Annotated in this window: 12 protein-coding genes; 4 read left to right on the top strand and 8 right to left on the bottom strand. The window is 72.9% G+C overall.

The features are described 5' to 3' along the window. Window positions 1-9: 9 nt before the first annotated feature. From OG764_RS19775 to mshD, 3 genes are all read right to left on the bottom strand, one after another. The gene (locus OG764_RS19775) at window positions 10-969 is read right to left on the bottom strand and encodes a CHAD domain-containing protein (protein ID WP_328969737.1); all 960 of its coding nucleotides are present in this window, start codon (window positions 967-969) and stop codon (window positions 10-12) included. Then, window positions 950-3,181 carry an RNA degradosome polyphosphate kinase gene (locus OG764_RS19780; RefSeq protein ID WP_328969738.1) on the bottom strand — a complete coding sequence of 744 codons (2,232 nt, stop codon included), beginning with the start codon at window positions 3,179-3,181 and terminating at the stop codon, window positions 950-952. Before OG764_RS19780 ends, OG764_RS19775 begins: the two co-directional genes overlap by 20 nt. A gap of 267 nt (window positions 3,182-3,448) precedes the next feature. Beyond that, window positions 3,449-4,375: a mycothiol synthase gene (gene mshD, locus OG764_RS19785; protein WP_328969739.1), complete on the bottom strand. Its 927-nt coding sequence runs from the start codon at window positions 4,373-4,375 to the stop codon at window positions 3,449-3,451. A gap of 163 nt (window positions 4,376-4,538) precedes the next feature. Between mshD and OG764_RS19790 the strand changes: the two genes are divergently transcribed. Together OG764_RS19790 and OG764_RS19795 are read left to right on the top strand one after the other, a co-directional pair. Then, window positions 4,539-6,362 carry a bifunctional metallophosphatase/5'-nucleotidase gene (locus OG764_RS19790; RefSeq protein WP_328969740.1) on the top strand — a complete coding sequence of 608 codons (1,824 nt, stop codon included), beginning with the start codon at window positions 4,539-4,541 and terminating at the stop codon, window positions 6,360-6,362. Window positions 6,363-6,532: 170 nt separating this feature from the next. Next, window positions 6,533-7,402, top strand: coding sequence for a phosphatidylinositol-specific phospholipase C (locus tag OG764_RS19795; protein WP_328973079.1), 870 nt, complete (start codon window positions 6,533-6,535; stop codon window positions 7,400-7,402). Between the two features lie 22 nt (window positions 7,403-7,424). On the opposite strand, the gene OG764_RS19800 is transcribed toward OG764_RS19795, so the two are convergent. The 5 genes from OG764_RS19800 to OG764_RS19820 all read right to left on the bottom strand — a co-directional run bounded on the left by OG764_RS19800 (window position 7,425) and on the right by OG764_RS19820 (window position 12,944). Next, window positions 7,425-8,849, bottom strand: a complete 1,425-nt coding sequence (locus OG764_RS19800) for a sensor histidine kinase (RefSeq protein ID WP_328969741.1) — start codon at window positions 8,847-8,849, stop codon at window positions 7,425-7,427. Next, the gene (locus OG764_RS19805; RefSeq protein WP_328969742.1) at window positions 8,846-9,580 is read right to left on the bottom strand and encodes a response regulator transcription factor; all 735 of its coding nucleotides are present in this window, start codon (window positions 9,578-9,580) and stop codon (window positions 8,846-8,848) included. Before OG764_RS19805 ends, OG764_RS19800 begins: the two co-directional genes overlap by 4 nt. 86 nt (window positions 9,581-9,666) lie before the next feature. Then, entirely contained in the window at window positions 9,667-10,992 is a 1,326-nt protein-coding gene (locus OG764_RS19810; RefSeq protein ID WP_328969743.1) for a S1C family serine protease, read from the bottom strand. Between the two features lie 98 nt (window positions 10,993-11,090). Beyond that, a complete protein-coding gene (locus tag OG764_RS19815) occupies window positions 11,091-12,128 on the bottom strand; it encodes a LacI family DNA-binding transcriptional regulator (RefSeq protein WP_328969744.1) in 1,038 nt (345 codons plus the stop codon). A 24-nt stretch (window positions 12,129-12,152) separates the two neighbouring features. Beyond that, window positions 12,153-12,944 carry a response regulator transcription factor gene (locus OG764_RS19820; RefSeq protein WP_328969745.1) on the bottom strand — a complete coding sequence of 264 codons (792 nt, stop codon included), beginning with the start codon at window positions 12,942-12,944 and terminating at the stop codon, window positions 12,153-12,155. 389 nt (window positions 12,945-13,333) lie between these two features. On the opposite strand from OG764_RS19820, the gene OG764_RS19825 reads away from it, so the two are divergent. Further along, window positions 13,334-13,588: a MoaD/ThiS family protein gene (locus OG764_RS19825; RefSeq protein ID WP_328969746.1), complete on the top strand. Its 255-nt coding sequence runs from the start codon at window positions 13,334-13,336 to the stop codon at window positions 13,586-13,588. Window positions 13,589-13,598: 10 nt separating this feature from the next. Beyond that, complete coding sequence (locus tag OG764_RS19830) at window positions 13,599-15,230, top strand: hypothetical protein (protein ID WP_328969747.1); 1,632 nt, start codon at window positions 13,599-13,601, stop codon at window positions 15,228-15,230. The last annotated feature ends 36 nt before the right edge of the window (window positions 15,231-15,266 follow it).

Consider the following 15,266-nt stretch of genomic DNA (forward strand, 5'->3'; position numbering starts at 1 on the left):
CTCCCCCCGTCACGTGGGGACCGCCGAGCGCTGCCAGATGCGCTGGAAGTCGTACCGCGCGGCCTCGACCTCGTGCCGCTGGTCGGCGTGCAGCACGCCCAGCGCATACGCCGTGGCCGGGGCGATCCGCGGGGTGCGGGCCGCCGTGGCCGACGCGGTCGCCGCCTCCGCCGCGTCCCGGTGCCGGTCCAGGGCCTCGCCGGCCGCGGTGAGCCGGGCGACGTCCGCCGCCAGGGTCTCCTGCGCGTACCGGTGGACCCGCAGCAGCGAGCGGACCCGGTGCCAGGGCGCGTCCTGGCGTTCGTCGTCGACCAGCGCCTCCGCGTTGTACGGGTGCGCGGCGCGCAGCAGCGGCAGGTCCGCGGCGGCGGCCGCCAGCCGGTCGGCGACCTGCGCGGACAGCGGGACGAGCACCTCGTCCGTACGGCCCGCGGCCGCGATCCGGTCCAGCGGCACCTCCGAGGCCAGCACCGCCACGGCGTCCGCGACCGCGTGGAAGCGGGCGGAGCCGAGGGCCTGGAGGGTCGCGGAGTGCGCGCGGGTCCGGGCCAGGGTCAGCTGGCGTTCCAGCAGGGCGCCGGCCCGGGCCGAGCCCACGGTCAGGGAGGAGCGGCCGGCGCCGCGCGGCGAGGGCAGCTCGGGCGTGCCCGACAGCCGGTGCAGGGCGTCGAGCAGCCGGCCCAGCCGGGCCCCGTAGGCGTGCTCGTCGGCGAGGGTCGACGAGAGCCAGGTCAGCTCGGTGCGCAGGCCGTCCGCCCAGGCCGGGTCCGTGACCGGCCGGAACGTGGCGAGCGAGCTGCTGATCCGGCGGGCGGCCCCGCGCAGCACGCGGGCGGCTTCGGTGCCCTCCGCCGCGTCGGCTCCGCTCTCCTCGTGGAGCCGCAGTCCTCGTAGGAAGGTGGTCGCCTGGGCGCGCAGGTACGCGCCCAGGACGTCACCGGCACGGGTGTCAAGGTTTTGCTGAGCCACGCCGGCGCCTCCGGGCGTCTATGAGCATCTCCTGTACGTGCCGCAGCGGCTGGCCTTCCGCGTCCGTGCTGTGCCGGGTCCATTCGCCGTCCGGACCGAGGTGCCAGGAGGAGCTGGAGTCGGACATGCCGGTCTCCAGCAGCCGGTCCAGCGCGGCGCGGTGGGCGGGGTCGGTGACCCGCACGAGGGCCTCGATGCGGCGGTCGAGGTTGCGGTGCATCATGTCGGCGCTGCCGAGCCAGATCTCGGGTTCGCCGCCGTTGCCGAAGGCGAAGAGCCGGGAGTGCTCCAGGAAGCGGCCGAGCACGGACCGGACGCGGATGTTCTCCGAGAGTCCGGCCACTCCGGGGCGGATGGCGCAGATGCCGCGCACCCAGATGTCCACGGGCACGCCTGCCTGGGCGGCCCGGTAGAGCGCGTCGATGAGTGCCTCGTCGACGATCGAGTTGACCTTGATGCGGACGTACGCGGGGCGGCCGGCCTTGTGGTGGGCCGCTTCCTTGTTGATCCGCGAGATCAGTCCGTCGCGCAGCGACTTGGGCGCCACCAGCAGGCGGCGGTAGGTCTCGCGGCGGGAGTAGCCGGACAGCCGGTTGAAGAGGTCGGAGAGGTCCGCGCCGACCTGCGGGTCGGCGGTGAGCAGGCCGAGGTCCTCGTACAGCCGGGCGGTCTTGGGGTGGTAGTTGCCGGTGCCGACGTGGGAGTAGCGGCGCAGCGTCTCGCCCTCCTGGCGGACCACCAGGGACAGCTTGCAGTGCGTCTTGAGGCCGACCAGGCCGTAGACGACGTGGCAGCCGGCCTCTTCGAGCTTGCGCGCCCACTTGATGTTGGCCTGCTCGTCGAAGCGGGCCTTGATCTCGACGAGGACGAGGACCTGCTTGCCGGATTCGGCGGCGTCGATGAGGGCGTCCACGATCGGGGAGTCGCCGGAGGTGCGGTACAGCGTCTGCTTGATGGCGAGGACGTCGGGGTCGGCGGCGGCCTGCTCCAGGAAGGCCTGCACGGACGTGGAGAAGCTGTCGTACGGGTGGTGCAGCAGGACGTCGCGCTCGCGCAGGGCCGCGAAGATGTCGGGCGCGGAGGCGGACTCGACCTCGGCGAGGTCGCGGTGGGTGCCGGCGATGAACTTCTGGTACTTGAGCTCGGGCCGGTCCAGGCCCGCTATCCCGAAGAGGCCGGTGAGGTCGAGCGGGCCGGGCAGCGGGTACACCTCGGCGGCGGTGACGTTCAGCTCCTGCACCAGCAGGTCGAGGACGCCCGGGTCGATGGACTCCTCGACCTCCAGGCGGACCGGGGGGCCGAAGCGGCGCCGCATGAGTTCCTTCTCCAGGGCCTGGAGGAGGTTCTCGGCGTCGTCCTCCTCCACTTCCAGGTCCTCGTTGCGGGTGACCCGGAACATGTGGTGGGCGAGCACCTCCATGCCGGGGAACAGCTCTTCGAGGTGCGCGGCGATGACGTCCTCAAGGGGCACGTACCGCTGGGGTGAGGCCTCCAGGAAGCGGTTGAGCAGCGGCGGGACCTTGACCCGGGCGAAGTGGCGGTGGCCGCTGACCGGGTTGCGCACGACGACGGCCAGGTTGAGGGAGAGGCCGGAGATGTACGGGAAGGGGTGCGCGGGGTCCACGGCCAGGGGGGTGAGCACCGGGAAGATCCGGTTGCGGAAGAGGGTGAACAGGCGTGCCTGCTCCTTCTCCGTCAGCTCGGGCCAGCGGATCAGCTCGATGCCCTCCTCGGCGAGGGCCGGGGAGACGTCCTGCTGGTAGCAGGCGGCGTGCCGGGCCATGAGCTCGCGGGAGCGGGTCCAGATCTGGTCGAGCACCTCGCGGGGCTGCAGACCGGAGGCCGAGCGGGTGGCGACGCCGGTCGCGATGCGGCGCTTGAGGCCGGCCACGCGGACCATGAAGAACTCGTCGAGGTTGCTCGCGAAAATCGCGAGGAAGTTAGCCCGTTCGAGGAGTGGGGTGGTCGGGTCCTCGGCGAGTTCGAGGACGCGCTCGTTGAAGGCGAGCCAGCTGCGTTCGCGGTCGAGGAAGCGGCCGCTGGGGAGCTCGCCGTCGGAGCCGTCCTCGTCGTACGCGTCGAGATCGGCGTCGAGGTCGGGTTCCAGGTCGGAAATCCCGGCGGAAACCGAAAGCGGACGGTGCGCGGCTATGGAACCTACGGAGGGCTGGACGTGCTGGACCGGTACCTCGGCGCTGCTCTGCTGGCTCATACCTCCATTCTTCCGCGCACGCGGCAGTACAGGCGCGTCGGAATTTCCGGCCGTCAGCCGTAGTCCTGTGCGCAGGGATGGGTCGGCGGCGGGCTGCATGGCGCGAGCGTGACAAGCGTGTCTGAATGCCCGGTTAATGGCGTGTGGCTTCCAGGGAGCGCCCGGCCCAAGCCGTGACCTTCTTGTGTCCTGGCCGCCGGCGCGGTGCCGGTGGCCAGGAGTTTTGCCGCGTGCGGACGGGGGTGGGGCGGGGGAGGGCCGGGCGGGTCAGGACTCCGTGCGGTACATGAGGTCCACCTCGTGGGTGACGAAGCCGAGGCCCTCGTAGACGGCGAGCGCGGCGGGGTTGTCGGCGTCGACGTAGAGCATCGCGGTGGGCAGGCCGGCGTCGGCCAGATGGCGCAGTCCGACGGCGGTGAGGGCCTTGCCCAGTCCGCCGCCCTGGGCGCCGGGCAGGACGCCGACCACGTACACCTCGCCGAGCTGCTGCTCGGGGTGGACCTTCGTCCAGTGGAAGCCGACCAGCTTGCCGTCGCGCTCGGCGAGGAAGAAGCCCTTGGGGTCGAACCACGGCTGGGCCTTGCGGTCGTCGAGGTCGCGCTGGACGAGTGCGCCCTGCTCGGGGTGGTGGGCGAAGGCGGCGGCGTTCGCGGCGAGCCAGGCCTCGTCGTCGGCGCCGGGCACGAAGGTGCGTACGGTGACCCCGGCCGGCAGCACGGGCTCGGGGAGCGGGGAGCCGCCGGCCAAGGGGCGGCGCAGCTGGCGCAGTTCGCGGAAGAGGGTGAGGCCGAGGACCTGCGCCAGGTGGCGGGCGGCCGATTTGCCCCCGTGTGCCCAGACTCGAAGTCGTTTGCCGGAAGCGGCGAGCAGGGCGGTGCCCAGGGCCCGGCCGTGCCCGCGGCCGCGCATCGCGGGGTGGACGACCAGCTCGGCGGCGGGGGCCTCGACCGGGTCGGTGTCCTCCAGTTGGGCGTAGCCGGCGAGGCGGCCGCGCTCGGTGAGGAGGAAGTGCCGGATGCCCGCGCGCCGCCCGCCATGGAGCTGGAGCCTGCCCTGCTCGGAGACGGCGGTGGTGCCGTCGGTGCGGGCGGCTTCCTCGATGAGGCCGAGGACCGCGTCGGCCTGTTCGTGCGTCAGTTCGTCGAGTTCCTGGATCTGCCGTCCCGGCTCCAGAGCCGCTGCTGCGTCAGTCATGCATCGAGCCTACGGCGAGCTCCCCCGACCTCAGCCGCAACCTCGTCGTAACCCGTTACCCCCTGTTGTGCTACGCGCGTTGACCGTAGGCTTCGCTAGCGATTTTCGGCAAAGAAGATCGTATGAACCTCCCAGTCGTATCGCTGTCCGCAAAGGGGAACGAATGTCAGCGACACCACAACGGCACCGTCGGAACCGGCGGTTGACCTTCGCCGCTCTCGCGGTGACGGCAGGCGCGGGTGCTCTTGTGGCCGCCGCCCTCCCGGCCGGGGCGGTCGTCCCGGCCGGCGGCTCGGACTCCGGCCGCCTGGTCGACGTCCAGCTGCTGTCCCTCAACGACTTCCACGGCACGCTGGAGCCCCCGCAGGGTTCCTCCGGCAACGTGACCGAGCGCCAGGCGGACGGCACCACCAAGGCGATCCCCGCCGGTGGCGCCGAGTACCTCGCCACGAGCCTGCGCAAGGCGCGCGAGGGCCACCCGTACTCGGTGACCGCGGCGGCGGGCGACATGATCGGCGGCAGCCCGATGCTGTCCGGTCTGTTCCACGACGAGCCGAGCATCGAGGCGCTGAACAAGCTGGACCTCGACGTGACGAGCGTGGGCAACCACGAGTTCGACGAGGGGCGCCAGGAGCTGCTGCGCATGCAGTACGGCGGCTGCCACCCCAAGGAGGGCTGCTTCGAGTACGGCAAGACCTTCGAGGGCGCGAAGTTCCCGTACCTCGCGGCGAACGCGGTCGTCGAGAAGACGAAGCGCCCGCTGATGAAACCGTACTGGGTGTGGAAGAAGGACGGCGTCAAGATCGGCTTCATCGGTGTGACCCTCGAGGGCACCCCGGACGTCGTCACCGCCGAGGGCGTCAAGGGCCTGAAGTTCGGCGACGAGGTCGAGACGATCAACAAGTACGCCGCCGAGCTCAACAAGCAGGGCGTCAAGTCGATCGTCGCGCTGATCCACGAGGGCGGCCTGCCGGCCTCGGGCGCGTACAACTACGACTGCGACCTGCCGGGCGCGGGCGCCGGCATCTCGGGCGCCATCGTCGACATCGCCAAGAACGTGGACGCGAAGGTCGACGCGCTGGTCACCGGCCACACGCACCAGGCGTACGCGTGCACCATCCCGGACCCGGCCGGCAACCCGCGCTCCGTCACCTCGGCGGCCTCGCTGGGCCGCCTGTACACGGAATCCACGCTGACCTACGACCGCAAGACCAAGGACATCGTCCGCACCGCGGTCAAGCCGGTGAAGGCCGTCAACCGCGTGGTCACCCGCGACCAGGAGAAGGCCGCGGACATGACCGAGCTGATCGGTCGCTGGAACGAGCTGGCCAAGCCGGTCGCCGACCGCCCGCAGGGCTTCATCGCGGCGGACATCGCGGGCCGCGGCTCGACGGCGTACGAGAAGCCGCTGGGCGACGTCATCGCCGACGCCCAGCTGGAGGCGCTGTCCCCGGCCGACAAGGGCGGGGCCCAGCTGGCCATCATGAACCCGGGCGGGATCCGCTCCGACCTGGCGTACGCCAAGTCGGGCAGCGAGGCGACCGACGGCATCGTGACGTACGGCGAGGCCTTCACGGTCCAGCCGTTCACCAACATGATGAACATCGTGGACCTCACCGGCGCGCAGCTGATCACCGCGCTCCAGCAGCAGGTCAGCGGCCCGGTCAACGGCCCGAGCCCGAAGATCCTCCAGGTCTCGAAGGGCTTCACCTACACCCTCGACCTGACGAAGGCCGGCGCCGACCGGATCGTCGTCGACTCGGTGAAGCTGAACGGCGCGGCCATCGACCCGGCGCGCACCTACCGCGTCGCGATGAACGAGTTCCTCGCGGGCGGCGGTGACGGCTTCACCGTCCTGAAGGAGCACAAGAACAAGCTGGTGGGCGCGTCCGACCTGGACGTCTTCAACGCCTACCTGGGTGCGCACTCGTCCGAGTCCGCCCCGCTCGTGCCCCCGGCCGCGGACCGGATCACGATCATCAAGTAGTACGCAGCGCAACGCACCGCGCTCGCGAGGGGAGGGGCGGCGGGCCATCACGGCCCGCCGCCCCTCCGGCGTCCGCGGGGCGTCGGACGCGGTCGTGTCCGACGGCTTCCAGTTGTGACGTGTGCACGCCATACTCCGTACCGACCAGTAGGGCGGACGAGGGGAAGCCGATGGGCCTGGACCGGCGCACGTTTCTGGTGGGAGCGGCCGCGGCCGCCGTGGGCACCGGACTGGGGGCGGGGCGCGCGGCGGCCGCTCCCGGAGTGCGGGACTGGATGGGCGCGCTGCCCGCCGCGACCCCGCTGACCCGGCTGACGATCCCCGGCACGCACGACTCCGGGGCGCTCTACGGCGGGCTGTACGTGGCCTGCCAGAACATCACCATCGCGGACCAGCTGAACGCGGGCATCCGGTTCCTCGACGTGCGCTGCCGGCTGACGGGCGGCTCCTTCGCCATCCACCACGCGGCCTTCTACCAGAACCTGATGTTCGGCGACGTCCTCGCGGCCTGCTGGAACTTCCTCGCCGCGCACCCCGGCGAGACCGTCCTGATGCGCGTCAAGCAGGAGTACTCCGGCGAGAGCGACGCCGCCTTCCGGGCCGTCTTCGACGACTACCTCGACAACCGGGGCTGGCGCCCGCTGTTCCGCATCGGCGCCGGCCTGCCCTCGCTCGGCGAGGCCCGCGGCAAGGTGGTGCTGCTCGGCGACAACGGCGGCCTGCCCGGCCTGCGCTACGGCGACGGCACGTACTTCGACATCCAGGACGACTACAACGCGGAGCCGTTCGCCAAGCGCGGCAAGATCGAGAACCACTTCCGCAAGGCCGTCCAGCAGCCCGGCCGGCTGTTCGTGAACTACACCAGCACGTCCGCGTACATGCCGCCGCGCTGGAACTCCGACCGCCTCAACCCGCAGGTCCACTCCTTCGTGGCCGGCGGCGAGATGGCCGGCCGGACGGGCCTGGGCGTGGTCCCGATGGACTTCCCGAACACCCGCGGCGGCCTCGTCGAGTCGCTCATCGCCCACAACCCGTTCTAGGCGGGCGTCCGGGCGGGGGCGGCTACGCGATATCCGGCGGCGGGGTCGGCGCGCCCGGCAGGCGCAGCACCGCCTCGGTGCCCGGCCCCGGGTCGGCGGGGCGCAGCTCAGCCGACCCGCCCGCGTGGGTGACGGTACGGGCGACGATGGACAGCCCGAGCCCGCTGCCGGGCAGGGCGCGCGCCGAGGACGAGCGCCAGAACCGGTCGAAGACGTGCGGCAGGTCCTCGGCCGCGATGCCCGGCCCGCGGTCCCGTACGGTCAGCTCGCCGGCGCGCAGGGTCACCTCGACCGCGCCGCCGGGCGGGCTGAACTTCACCGCGTTGTCCAGGACGTTGACCACCGCCCGCTCCAGCGCGGCCGCCTCCCCGCGGACGTACCAGGGATCCAGGTCGGCGGTGATGCGCAGCTCGGGGCCGCGCAGCCGGGCCCGGGACAGCGCGCTCCCGGTGATCTCGTGCAGGGCGACGACCTGGAGCGGGCCGGGTCCGGCCGCGTCCGGCCGGGACAGTTCCTGGAGGTCGCCGATCAGCGCGGCCAGTTCGGTCATCTGCGCCTTCACGGACGCCAGCAGCTCGCGGCGGTCGTCCGGCGGGATGGCCCGCCCGGTGTCCTCGCTGCGGGCGAGCAGCTCGATGTTCGTGCGCAGCGATGTGAGCGGGGTGCGCAGCTCGTGCCCGGCGTCGGCGATCAGCTGGGCCTGCCGGTCCCGGGAGGAGGCGAGGGCGGCCGTCATCTGGTTGAAGGACCGGGACAGGCGGGCGATCTCGTCCTCGCCCTCGTCGGGGATCCGTACGGTGAGGTCCTCGGTGCGGGCGATGTGCTCGACGGCGCCGGTGAGTTCGTCGACGGGCCGCAGCCCGGTGCGGGCCACCCACAGGCCGGCGGCGCCGGCGCCGACCACGCCGATGCCGGAGACGAGGAGCAGCACCCAGGCGAGGGTGGACAGCGGCTTGTCGATGTCGGTGAGCGGCTTGGCCACGGAGATGGCGAACAGCTGCTGCTGGCCGGGCGGCCCGGTGCGCGCGGGCAGTGTGTACACGCGCATGGCGACGCCGTCGGTGGTGGTCACGTCGTGCAGCAGCGCGGGGCGTTCGCCGGCCGCGACCTCCTGGTCGGTCCCGGTGACGGGCAGCGTGGTCTTGCCGCTGACCCAGCAGTGCCTGCCGTCGGCGGAGACGATCTGCACGGTGGCGTTCAGCTCGCCGGCGATCTGCGGCTCCGGCGGGTCCGGCCGCACCACGCAGCCCTCCTGGAGGGCCGTCTTCACCTGGTCGGTCGGGTTGGTCGCGACCAGCGAGGCGTCCAGCTGGTCGCGCAGCTGGGTGCGGACCATGAACCAGCAGACCGCGGCGACGGCCGCCACCGCGACGGCCACCGCGGTGGCCACGAGCAGGGCGAGCCGGGAGCGCAGCGGCAGTGCGCGGAAGCGTCTGAGCGGGCTCACTCGGCGCCGCCGTCGCCGGCGCGCAGCGCGTAGCCGACGCCGCGGACGGTGTGGACCAGGCGCGGCTCGCCGTTCGCCTCGGTCTTGCGGCGCAGGTACATCACGTACACGTCCAGGGAGTTGGAGCTCGGCTCGAAGTCGAAGCCCCATACGGTCTTGAGGATCTGCTCGCGGGTGAGGACCTGGCGGGGGTGCGCGAGGAACATCTCCAGCAGGGTGAACTCGGTACGGGTCAGCTCCACCGGCCGGCCGCCCCGGGTGACCTCGCGGGTGGCCAGGTCCATCCGCAGGTCTGCGAAGGTCAGCACGTCGTCCTGCGCGGCGCCGTCCGCGGTGGGTGCGGTGTACCGGCTGCGGCGCAGCAGCGCCCGGATCCGTGCGAACAGCTCGTCCAGCTCGAAGGGTTTGACCAGGTAGTCGTCGGCGCCCGCGTCGAGCCCGGTGACCCGGTCGCCGACCGTGTCGCGGGCCGTGAGCATGAGGACAGGGGTGACCGACCCGCCCGCGCGCAGCCGGCGGGCGGCCGTCAGCCCGTCCATCCGGGGCATCTGGACGTCCAGCACGATCAGGTCCGGCTCGTACGCGGCCGCCTTGTCGAGCGCGTCGAGTCCGTCCACGGCGGTCTCGGTGCCGTAGCCCTCGAAGGCGAGGCTGCGCCGGAGCGCCTCACGGACGGCGGGCTCGTCGTCGACGATGAGGATGCGCTGGGGGTCGCCTTCGGGGGGTGTCATCGGCCGGCTCGTCTTCCTTGGTCGGGGGGCGCCCGGGCCCTCGGCGCCCGTGCTGCCCGTGGTGTTCCCAGCCTCGCACGGTGGGGTCAGAAGCCGGTGCCGAAGGTGCCGCCGTCGGAACCGGAGTCGGCTGAGTTCCCGGTGCCGTTCGAGCCGCCGGTGCCCGAGCCGCCGTCGCGCAGGTGGTCGAGGTCGGCCTTGATGGTGTTGACGGGGATCGCGAAGCCGAGGCCGACGCTGCCCGCGCCGGAGCCGCCGGTGGCGGGCGAGTAGATCGCCGAGGGCATGCCGACGATCTCGCCGTTCATGTTGATGAGCGCGCCGCCGGAGTTGCCCGGGTTGAGGGAGGCGTCGGTCTGGATGGCCTTGTACGAGGTGGTGTCGGAGCCGGTGTTGCCGTTGAACTGGCGGCCGCCGAAGGAGAACGGCCAGTTCTCGCCGTCGCCGCCGCCCTGGCCGTACGGGTTCTGCTGCTGGTTCTGGCCGTCCTCCGACTTGGGGACGCTGACCTCGCGGTCGAGGGCGGAGACGATGCCGCTGGTGACGGTGCCGGTCAGGCTGTCGGGGGAGCCGATCGCGACGACCTGGTCGCCGACCTTGACCCGGTCGGAGTTGCCGAGGGTGGCGGCCTTGAGTCCTCGGGCGCCCTTCAGCTTGATGAGGGCGAGGTCCTTGTCGGGGTCGGTGCCCACGATCTCGGCCTCGTACTTCTTGCCGTTGCTGAGGGTGACCTGGACGGCGGTGGCGCCGTCGACCACGTGGTTGTTGGTGACGATCTCGCCGTCCGCGGTGATCACGATGCCGGAGCCGACGGCCTGGCCGCCGCCCTTCTTGGTGTCGATGCGCACGACGGACGGGCTGACCTGCTCGGCCACGCCCCGGACGGTGCCGTTGGAGGACTGCGAGACGTTCGTGCCGGCGAAGGCGCCGCCGGTGCCGTTCTTGTCGCCGAACAGCTGCTCGACGCCGGCCGCCGTGGCGCCGCCGATCACCGCGGCGGCGAGGGCCACGGCCGTGAGCAGTGCGACGGGCCGCTTGGCGCGGGCCGGGCGGTCGGCGGGGGCGGCGTGCGCGGGCCCGCCGCCGTGGCCCCCGTGACCGCCGTGGTCTCCGTGACCGCCGTGGTCTCCGTGACCGGGAAGGCTCGAGAGGCCGGAGTGGCCGGTGAGGGTGGCCGGCTGGGGCACGGTCTCCCCCTGGATGACCGGCGCCGGCCGGTCGCCGTGGGCCTCGAACCAGCCGGGCGCGGCCGGCGGGTACGCGGGCGGCGGCGGGTAGCCGCCGGCCTGCGTGTCCTGCGCGAGGCGCTCCCGCCCGCGCTGCCACTGCTCGCCCCAGGGGGCCTGCGGCTGCGGCTGGGTCGGCTCGGTGTGCTGCGGGTCGCCTTCACGGCGGTGGCTGTTGTCGGTCATGTACCCGACTGTGCCGGCCGATCATGAGAGCTTCCTGAGTGCCCGCTGAGAAGCCCGACAGAACCGCGTATGCCCGAAATAAGGGCTGAGGTCCGGCGTCAGGAACTGCTGGCGGGACCGCAGCCGCAGGAGCGGCGGATGACCAGGGCCGACGGGAACTGCTTGAGGCGTTCGCGGCGGGAGCCGGCCACCCGCAGCGCGTCGTCGAGGACCAGGTCGACGGCGGCGCGGGCCATCGCCGGCCGGTCGGAGGCGATCGTGGTGAGGGGCGGGTCCGTGAGGGCCGCTTCCTTCACGTCGTCGAAGCCGGCCACGGCCAGCTCCCCGGGCACGTCGATGCGCAGCTCGCGGGCCGCGCGCAGGACGCCGATCGCCTGGTCGTCGGTGGCGCAGAAGATCGCCGGCGGCCGGTCGGGGCGGGCCAGCACCTCCAGCGCGACCCGGTAGGCGTCGTACCGGTTGTACGGGGCCTCGAAGAGCCGGCCCTCGACCGAGCGGCCGGACTCCAGCATGGCCCGCCGCCAGCCCTCGACGTGGTCGGCGACCGGGTCGCCGACCGACGGGGTGTTCTCGACGCCGCCGATGCAGGCCACGTACTCGTGCCCGTGTTCCAGCAGGTGCCGGGTGGCGAGCTGGGCGCCGCCGATGTCGTCGGTGACGACGGCGACGTCGTCGATCGCCTCGGGCCGCTCGTGCAGCAGCACGATCCGCGCGTCCCACGCCTCGATCTCGCTGGCCGCGCGTTCGCTCATGCCCTGGCTGACCAGGATCAGCCCGGAGACCCGCATGCCGAGGAACGCGCGCAGGTAGTGCACCTCGCGCTCGTCCCGGTAGTCGGAGTTCCCGACCAGGACCATCTTCCCGCGCTCGGCGGCGGCCTGCTCGACCGCGTGTGCCATCTCCGCGAAGAACGGCTGCCGGGCATCGGGGACGATCATGCCTATGAGGTCGGTGCGGCGCGAGGCCATGGCCTGCGCCACCCGGTCGGGCCGGTATCCCAGTTCCTTGATGGCGCCGAGTACGCGCTCGCGGGTGGCCGGGGCAACCGGCCGGGGTCCGTTGTTGATCACGTAGCTCACGACGGCGGTAGAGGTACCCGCCAGTCGCGCCACGTCGTCCCGCGTCACCTTGGCCACGCGCGAAAGTCTACGCGGGGTGACCTACCTCTGGGCAGGGCGTCCTGCGGTTCGGACGATCACCGGCTTGTCCTCCGTGCGGGTGATGGCCTCGGCGGCCCGGGTGACGGCCTTCGTACGGGCTTCCTCGGCCGCCCGTTCGACCTTCTCCGGCGTGACGAAGCGGTAGCCGACGTTGCGCACGGTGCCGATCAGGGACTCGTGCTCGGGGCCGAGCTTCGCGCGCAGCCGCCGTACGTGGACGTCCACCGTGCGGGTGCCGCCGAAGTAGTCGTACCCCCACACCTCCTGGAGGAGCTGGGCCCGGGTGAAGACCCGGCCCGGGTGCTGGGCGAGGTACTTGAGCAGCTCGAACTCCTTGAAGGTCAGGTCCAGGACCCGCCCCTTCAGCTTGGCGGAGTACGTCGCCTCGTCGACCGACAGGTCGCCGTTGCGGATCTCCATGGGGGAGTCGTCCGAGCCGATCTGCTGGCGGCCGGTCGCGAGCCGGAGCCGGGCCTCGACCTCGGCGGGCCCCGCGGTGTCGAGAAGGACGTCGTCGATGCCCCAGTCGGCGGTGACGGCGGCGAGGCCGCCCTCGGTGACGACCAGGATCAGCGGACAGCCGGGCCCCGTGGAGCGCAGCAGCTGGCACAGGGAGCGGACCTGCGGGAGGTCGCGGCGGCCGTCGACGAGGATCACGTCGGCCCCGGGGGTGTCCACCAGGGCCGGGCCCTCGGCGGGTGCCACCCGTACGTTGTGCAGCAGCAGGCCGAGTGCGGGCAGCACCTCGGTCGACGGCTGGAGGGCGTTGGTCAGCAGCAGCAGAGAACTCATCGCCGGCCACCTGCCCTGCTGGTCGGATGTTCGTCGTAAACGGTTCGCTGGCCCATCACGTCGGTTCCTCCTCGGTCCCGTCGAGGACTTGCGCGGCACTGCTTCGTACGGTTTCGCGTTCCCCGCGCCCTGGGGTCCGCATGGTTACCACTGTTCGCACTGTGTTCAACGTGCTGAAAGCACAAAAGGACCCGGGGGCTACGTTGCCCGGATCCTCTGCCCAGCAGAATAGCCCACTCGGCTTCCGGGGCGGAGGGCGTTCGCGGGCTCTTTCTGTCGGCTCGGTCACGTACGGCCGTCCGGGCGGCGCCCGCTGAACCGTCCCGGGGGTGGCAGGCGTCATCATGGAGGCCTGTGCGCGCCCGTCGGGCGGGACGAAAGGAGCTGCTGTGGCAGCGGGAACCATCCGCTACTGGGCGGCGGCCAAGGCCGCGGCCGGGACCGCGGAGGAGCCGTACTCCGCCGAGACACTGGCCGAGGCCCTCGACGCGGTCCGCGACCGGCACCCGGGGGAGCTGACCACGGTCCTCAAGCGCTGCTCCTTCCTGGTCGACAGCGACCCCGTGGGCACGCGCCGGCACGACACGGTCCGGCTGACCGAGGGCGGCACCGTCGAGGTCCTCCCGCCGTTCGCGGGCGGGTGAACGGGACCCCATGAGCAGCCACGACCCGAACCCGAACCCGGACGCGAACCCGCAGTCGCACCCGCAGGCGGCCCCGGCTTCCGACCCGTACGCGACCCAGACCTGGTCCTCGGACACCTGGGACACCTCGTACCAGCCGGTCCAGCCGCCGGCCCCGGACCCGTCCGCACCCGTACCGCACCAGCAGCAGCACCCGCAGCACCAGCAGCCCGAGGCGTACCCGGCGGACCCGGCGTGGCCGCAGGCGGGCGTGCCCGCGCAGGGGACCGGCTGGACGCCCGCGCCCGCGGTGCCCGCCGCGCAGGACGACTGGTCGTACGGCTCCGGACACCAGCAGCCCCGGCACCAGCCGCACCCGCAGGGCGCAGGGAGCCACGGCGGGCAGCACGCGGCGTGGCCCGCGGCCCCCGGGCAGGCGGATCAGACGGGTCACGCGGATCAGGTGGGTCACTCTGACCACACGGGTCACGCGCGGCACGCGGGCCGGCCGGACCACACGGGTCAGGCGGGTCCGGCGCATCACACCGGGCAGGCGCGTCACGCGGCTCACGCCGACCACGCGGCTCACGCCGGTCACGCCGGTCACATGGGTCACACCGGTCACGGTGGTGGTGAAGGGGCCGAGCTGTACCGGCAGCCGTCCGCCGACGCGGGGGCCGGCCAGGAGGCGTACGCGTACGCCCCGCAGCAGCAGTGGGCCGCCGAGCCCGCCCCCGAGCCCCGGCAGGAGGCAGCCGTCATGGAACCCGGCCTTGAGGCAGAGGCAGAGGCAGAGGCAGGGGCAGGTACGGGGACAGGGACAGGGGCAGAGGCAGGGGCAGCGGCCGGGGCGGCAGCGGGCGGGGCGCCCGCCTACTCCACGCCGACCCTGATGGGGAACACCCGGATCCGGGACCCGAAGCAGGCCCGTGCCGAGGGCCGGTCGCCGATCATCGACCCCGGCCCGCAGTCCGCGCTGCTCACCGCCGCGCTCGGCCTGCTGATCGCGGTCGCGGCCCCGGTCGGCGAGCTGGTCCTGCTGGGCCCGCTGGTGCTGCTGCAGGCGCTCACCGCGGCCGGCTGGTTCCGGCTCAACGGCATGTGGCCGGCCCGCCAGGGCATCGTGCTCGCCTTCGCGGGCGCCCTCGTGGCCGACGCCGCCGTGCTGGCCGTCTCCGAGGAGCACGCCGCGGGCGCCGTCGTGGGCACCCTCGGCGTGTGGGTGGTGCTCACCCTCGTGCTCCAGCTGCGCAGCCACGCCTCGCCCGACGAGCGCGTGTACGGCCTGATGGCGAGCGTGGCCTCGGCCGCGTTCGCGATCATCTGCACCGGCTACCTGGCCGCCGGCCACGCGGCCGTGACCGTGGGGGCGGCGGCCGTGGCGGTCGCCGCCGTAGCGCGGGCCCTGCCGCTGCCGCAGGTCGCGTCCGTCGTCGCCGCGCTGGGCGCGGCCACGGGGGCCGGGATCGCGGTCGGCGGGTTCACCGACCTGGGCGCGGGTGGCGCGTTGCTGGGCCTCGTGGCCGGCGCGTGCGCGCTGGTCGGCCTGCGGGTGGCCGCGTACGACTACCCGTCGAAGTTCGTCCACATGACGGCCGGGGTCGCGCTGCCGCTGGCCGTCGCGGCGCCCGCCGTCGCGCTCATCGGCCGGGTCGTCGGCTGACCCGTACGGAACGGCGGGGGGCCGGCCGGGCGCACC

Origin of the sequence: Streptomyces sp. NBC_00239 (genome assembly GCF_036194065.1) — a bacterium.
In the GTDB taxonomy this organism is placed as follows: domain Bacteria; phylum Actinomycetota; class Actinomycetes; order Streptomycetales; family Streptomycetaceae; genus Streptomyces.

Bases quoted from the DNA above. Each gene is read 5' to 3' on its own strand.
- OG764_RS19780 (WP_328969738.1), bottom strand. From the start codon at position 3,181: ATGAGCCAGCAGAGCAGCGCCGAGGTACCGGTCCAGCACGTCCAGCCC.
- mshD (WP_328969739.1), bottom strand. From the start codon at position 4,375: ATGACTGACGCAGCAGCGGCTCTGGAGCCGGGACGGCAGATCCAGGAA.
- OG764_RS19790 (WP_328969740.1), top strand. From the start codon at position 4,539: ATGTCAGCGACACCACAACGGCACCGTCGGAACCGGCGGTTGACCTTC.
- OG764_RS19795 (WP_328973079.1), top strand. From the start codon at position 6,533: ATGGGCCTGGACCGGCGCACGTTTCTGGTGGGAGCGGCCGCGGCCGCC.
- OG764_RS19805 (WP_328969742.1), bottom strand. From the start codon at position 9,580: ATGACACCCCCCGAAGGCGACCCCCAGCGCATCCTCATCGTCGACGAC.
- OG764_RS19810 (WP_328969743.1), bottom strand. From the start codon at position 10,992: ATGACCGACAACAGCCACCGCCGTGAAGGCGACCCGCAGCACACCGAG.
- OG764_RS19820 (WP_328969745.1), bottom strand. From the start codon at position 12,944: ATGAGTTCTCTGCTGCTGCTGACCAACGCCCTCCAGCCGTCGACCGAG.
- OG764_RS19830 (WP_328969747.1), top strand. From the start codon at position 13,599: ATGAGCAGCCACGACCCGAACCCGAACCCGGACGCGAACCCGCAGTCG.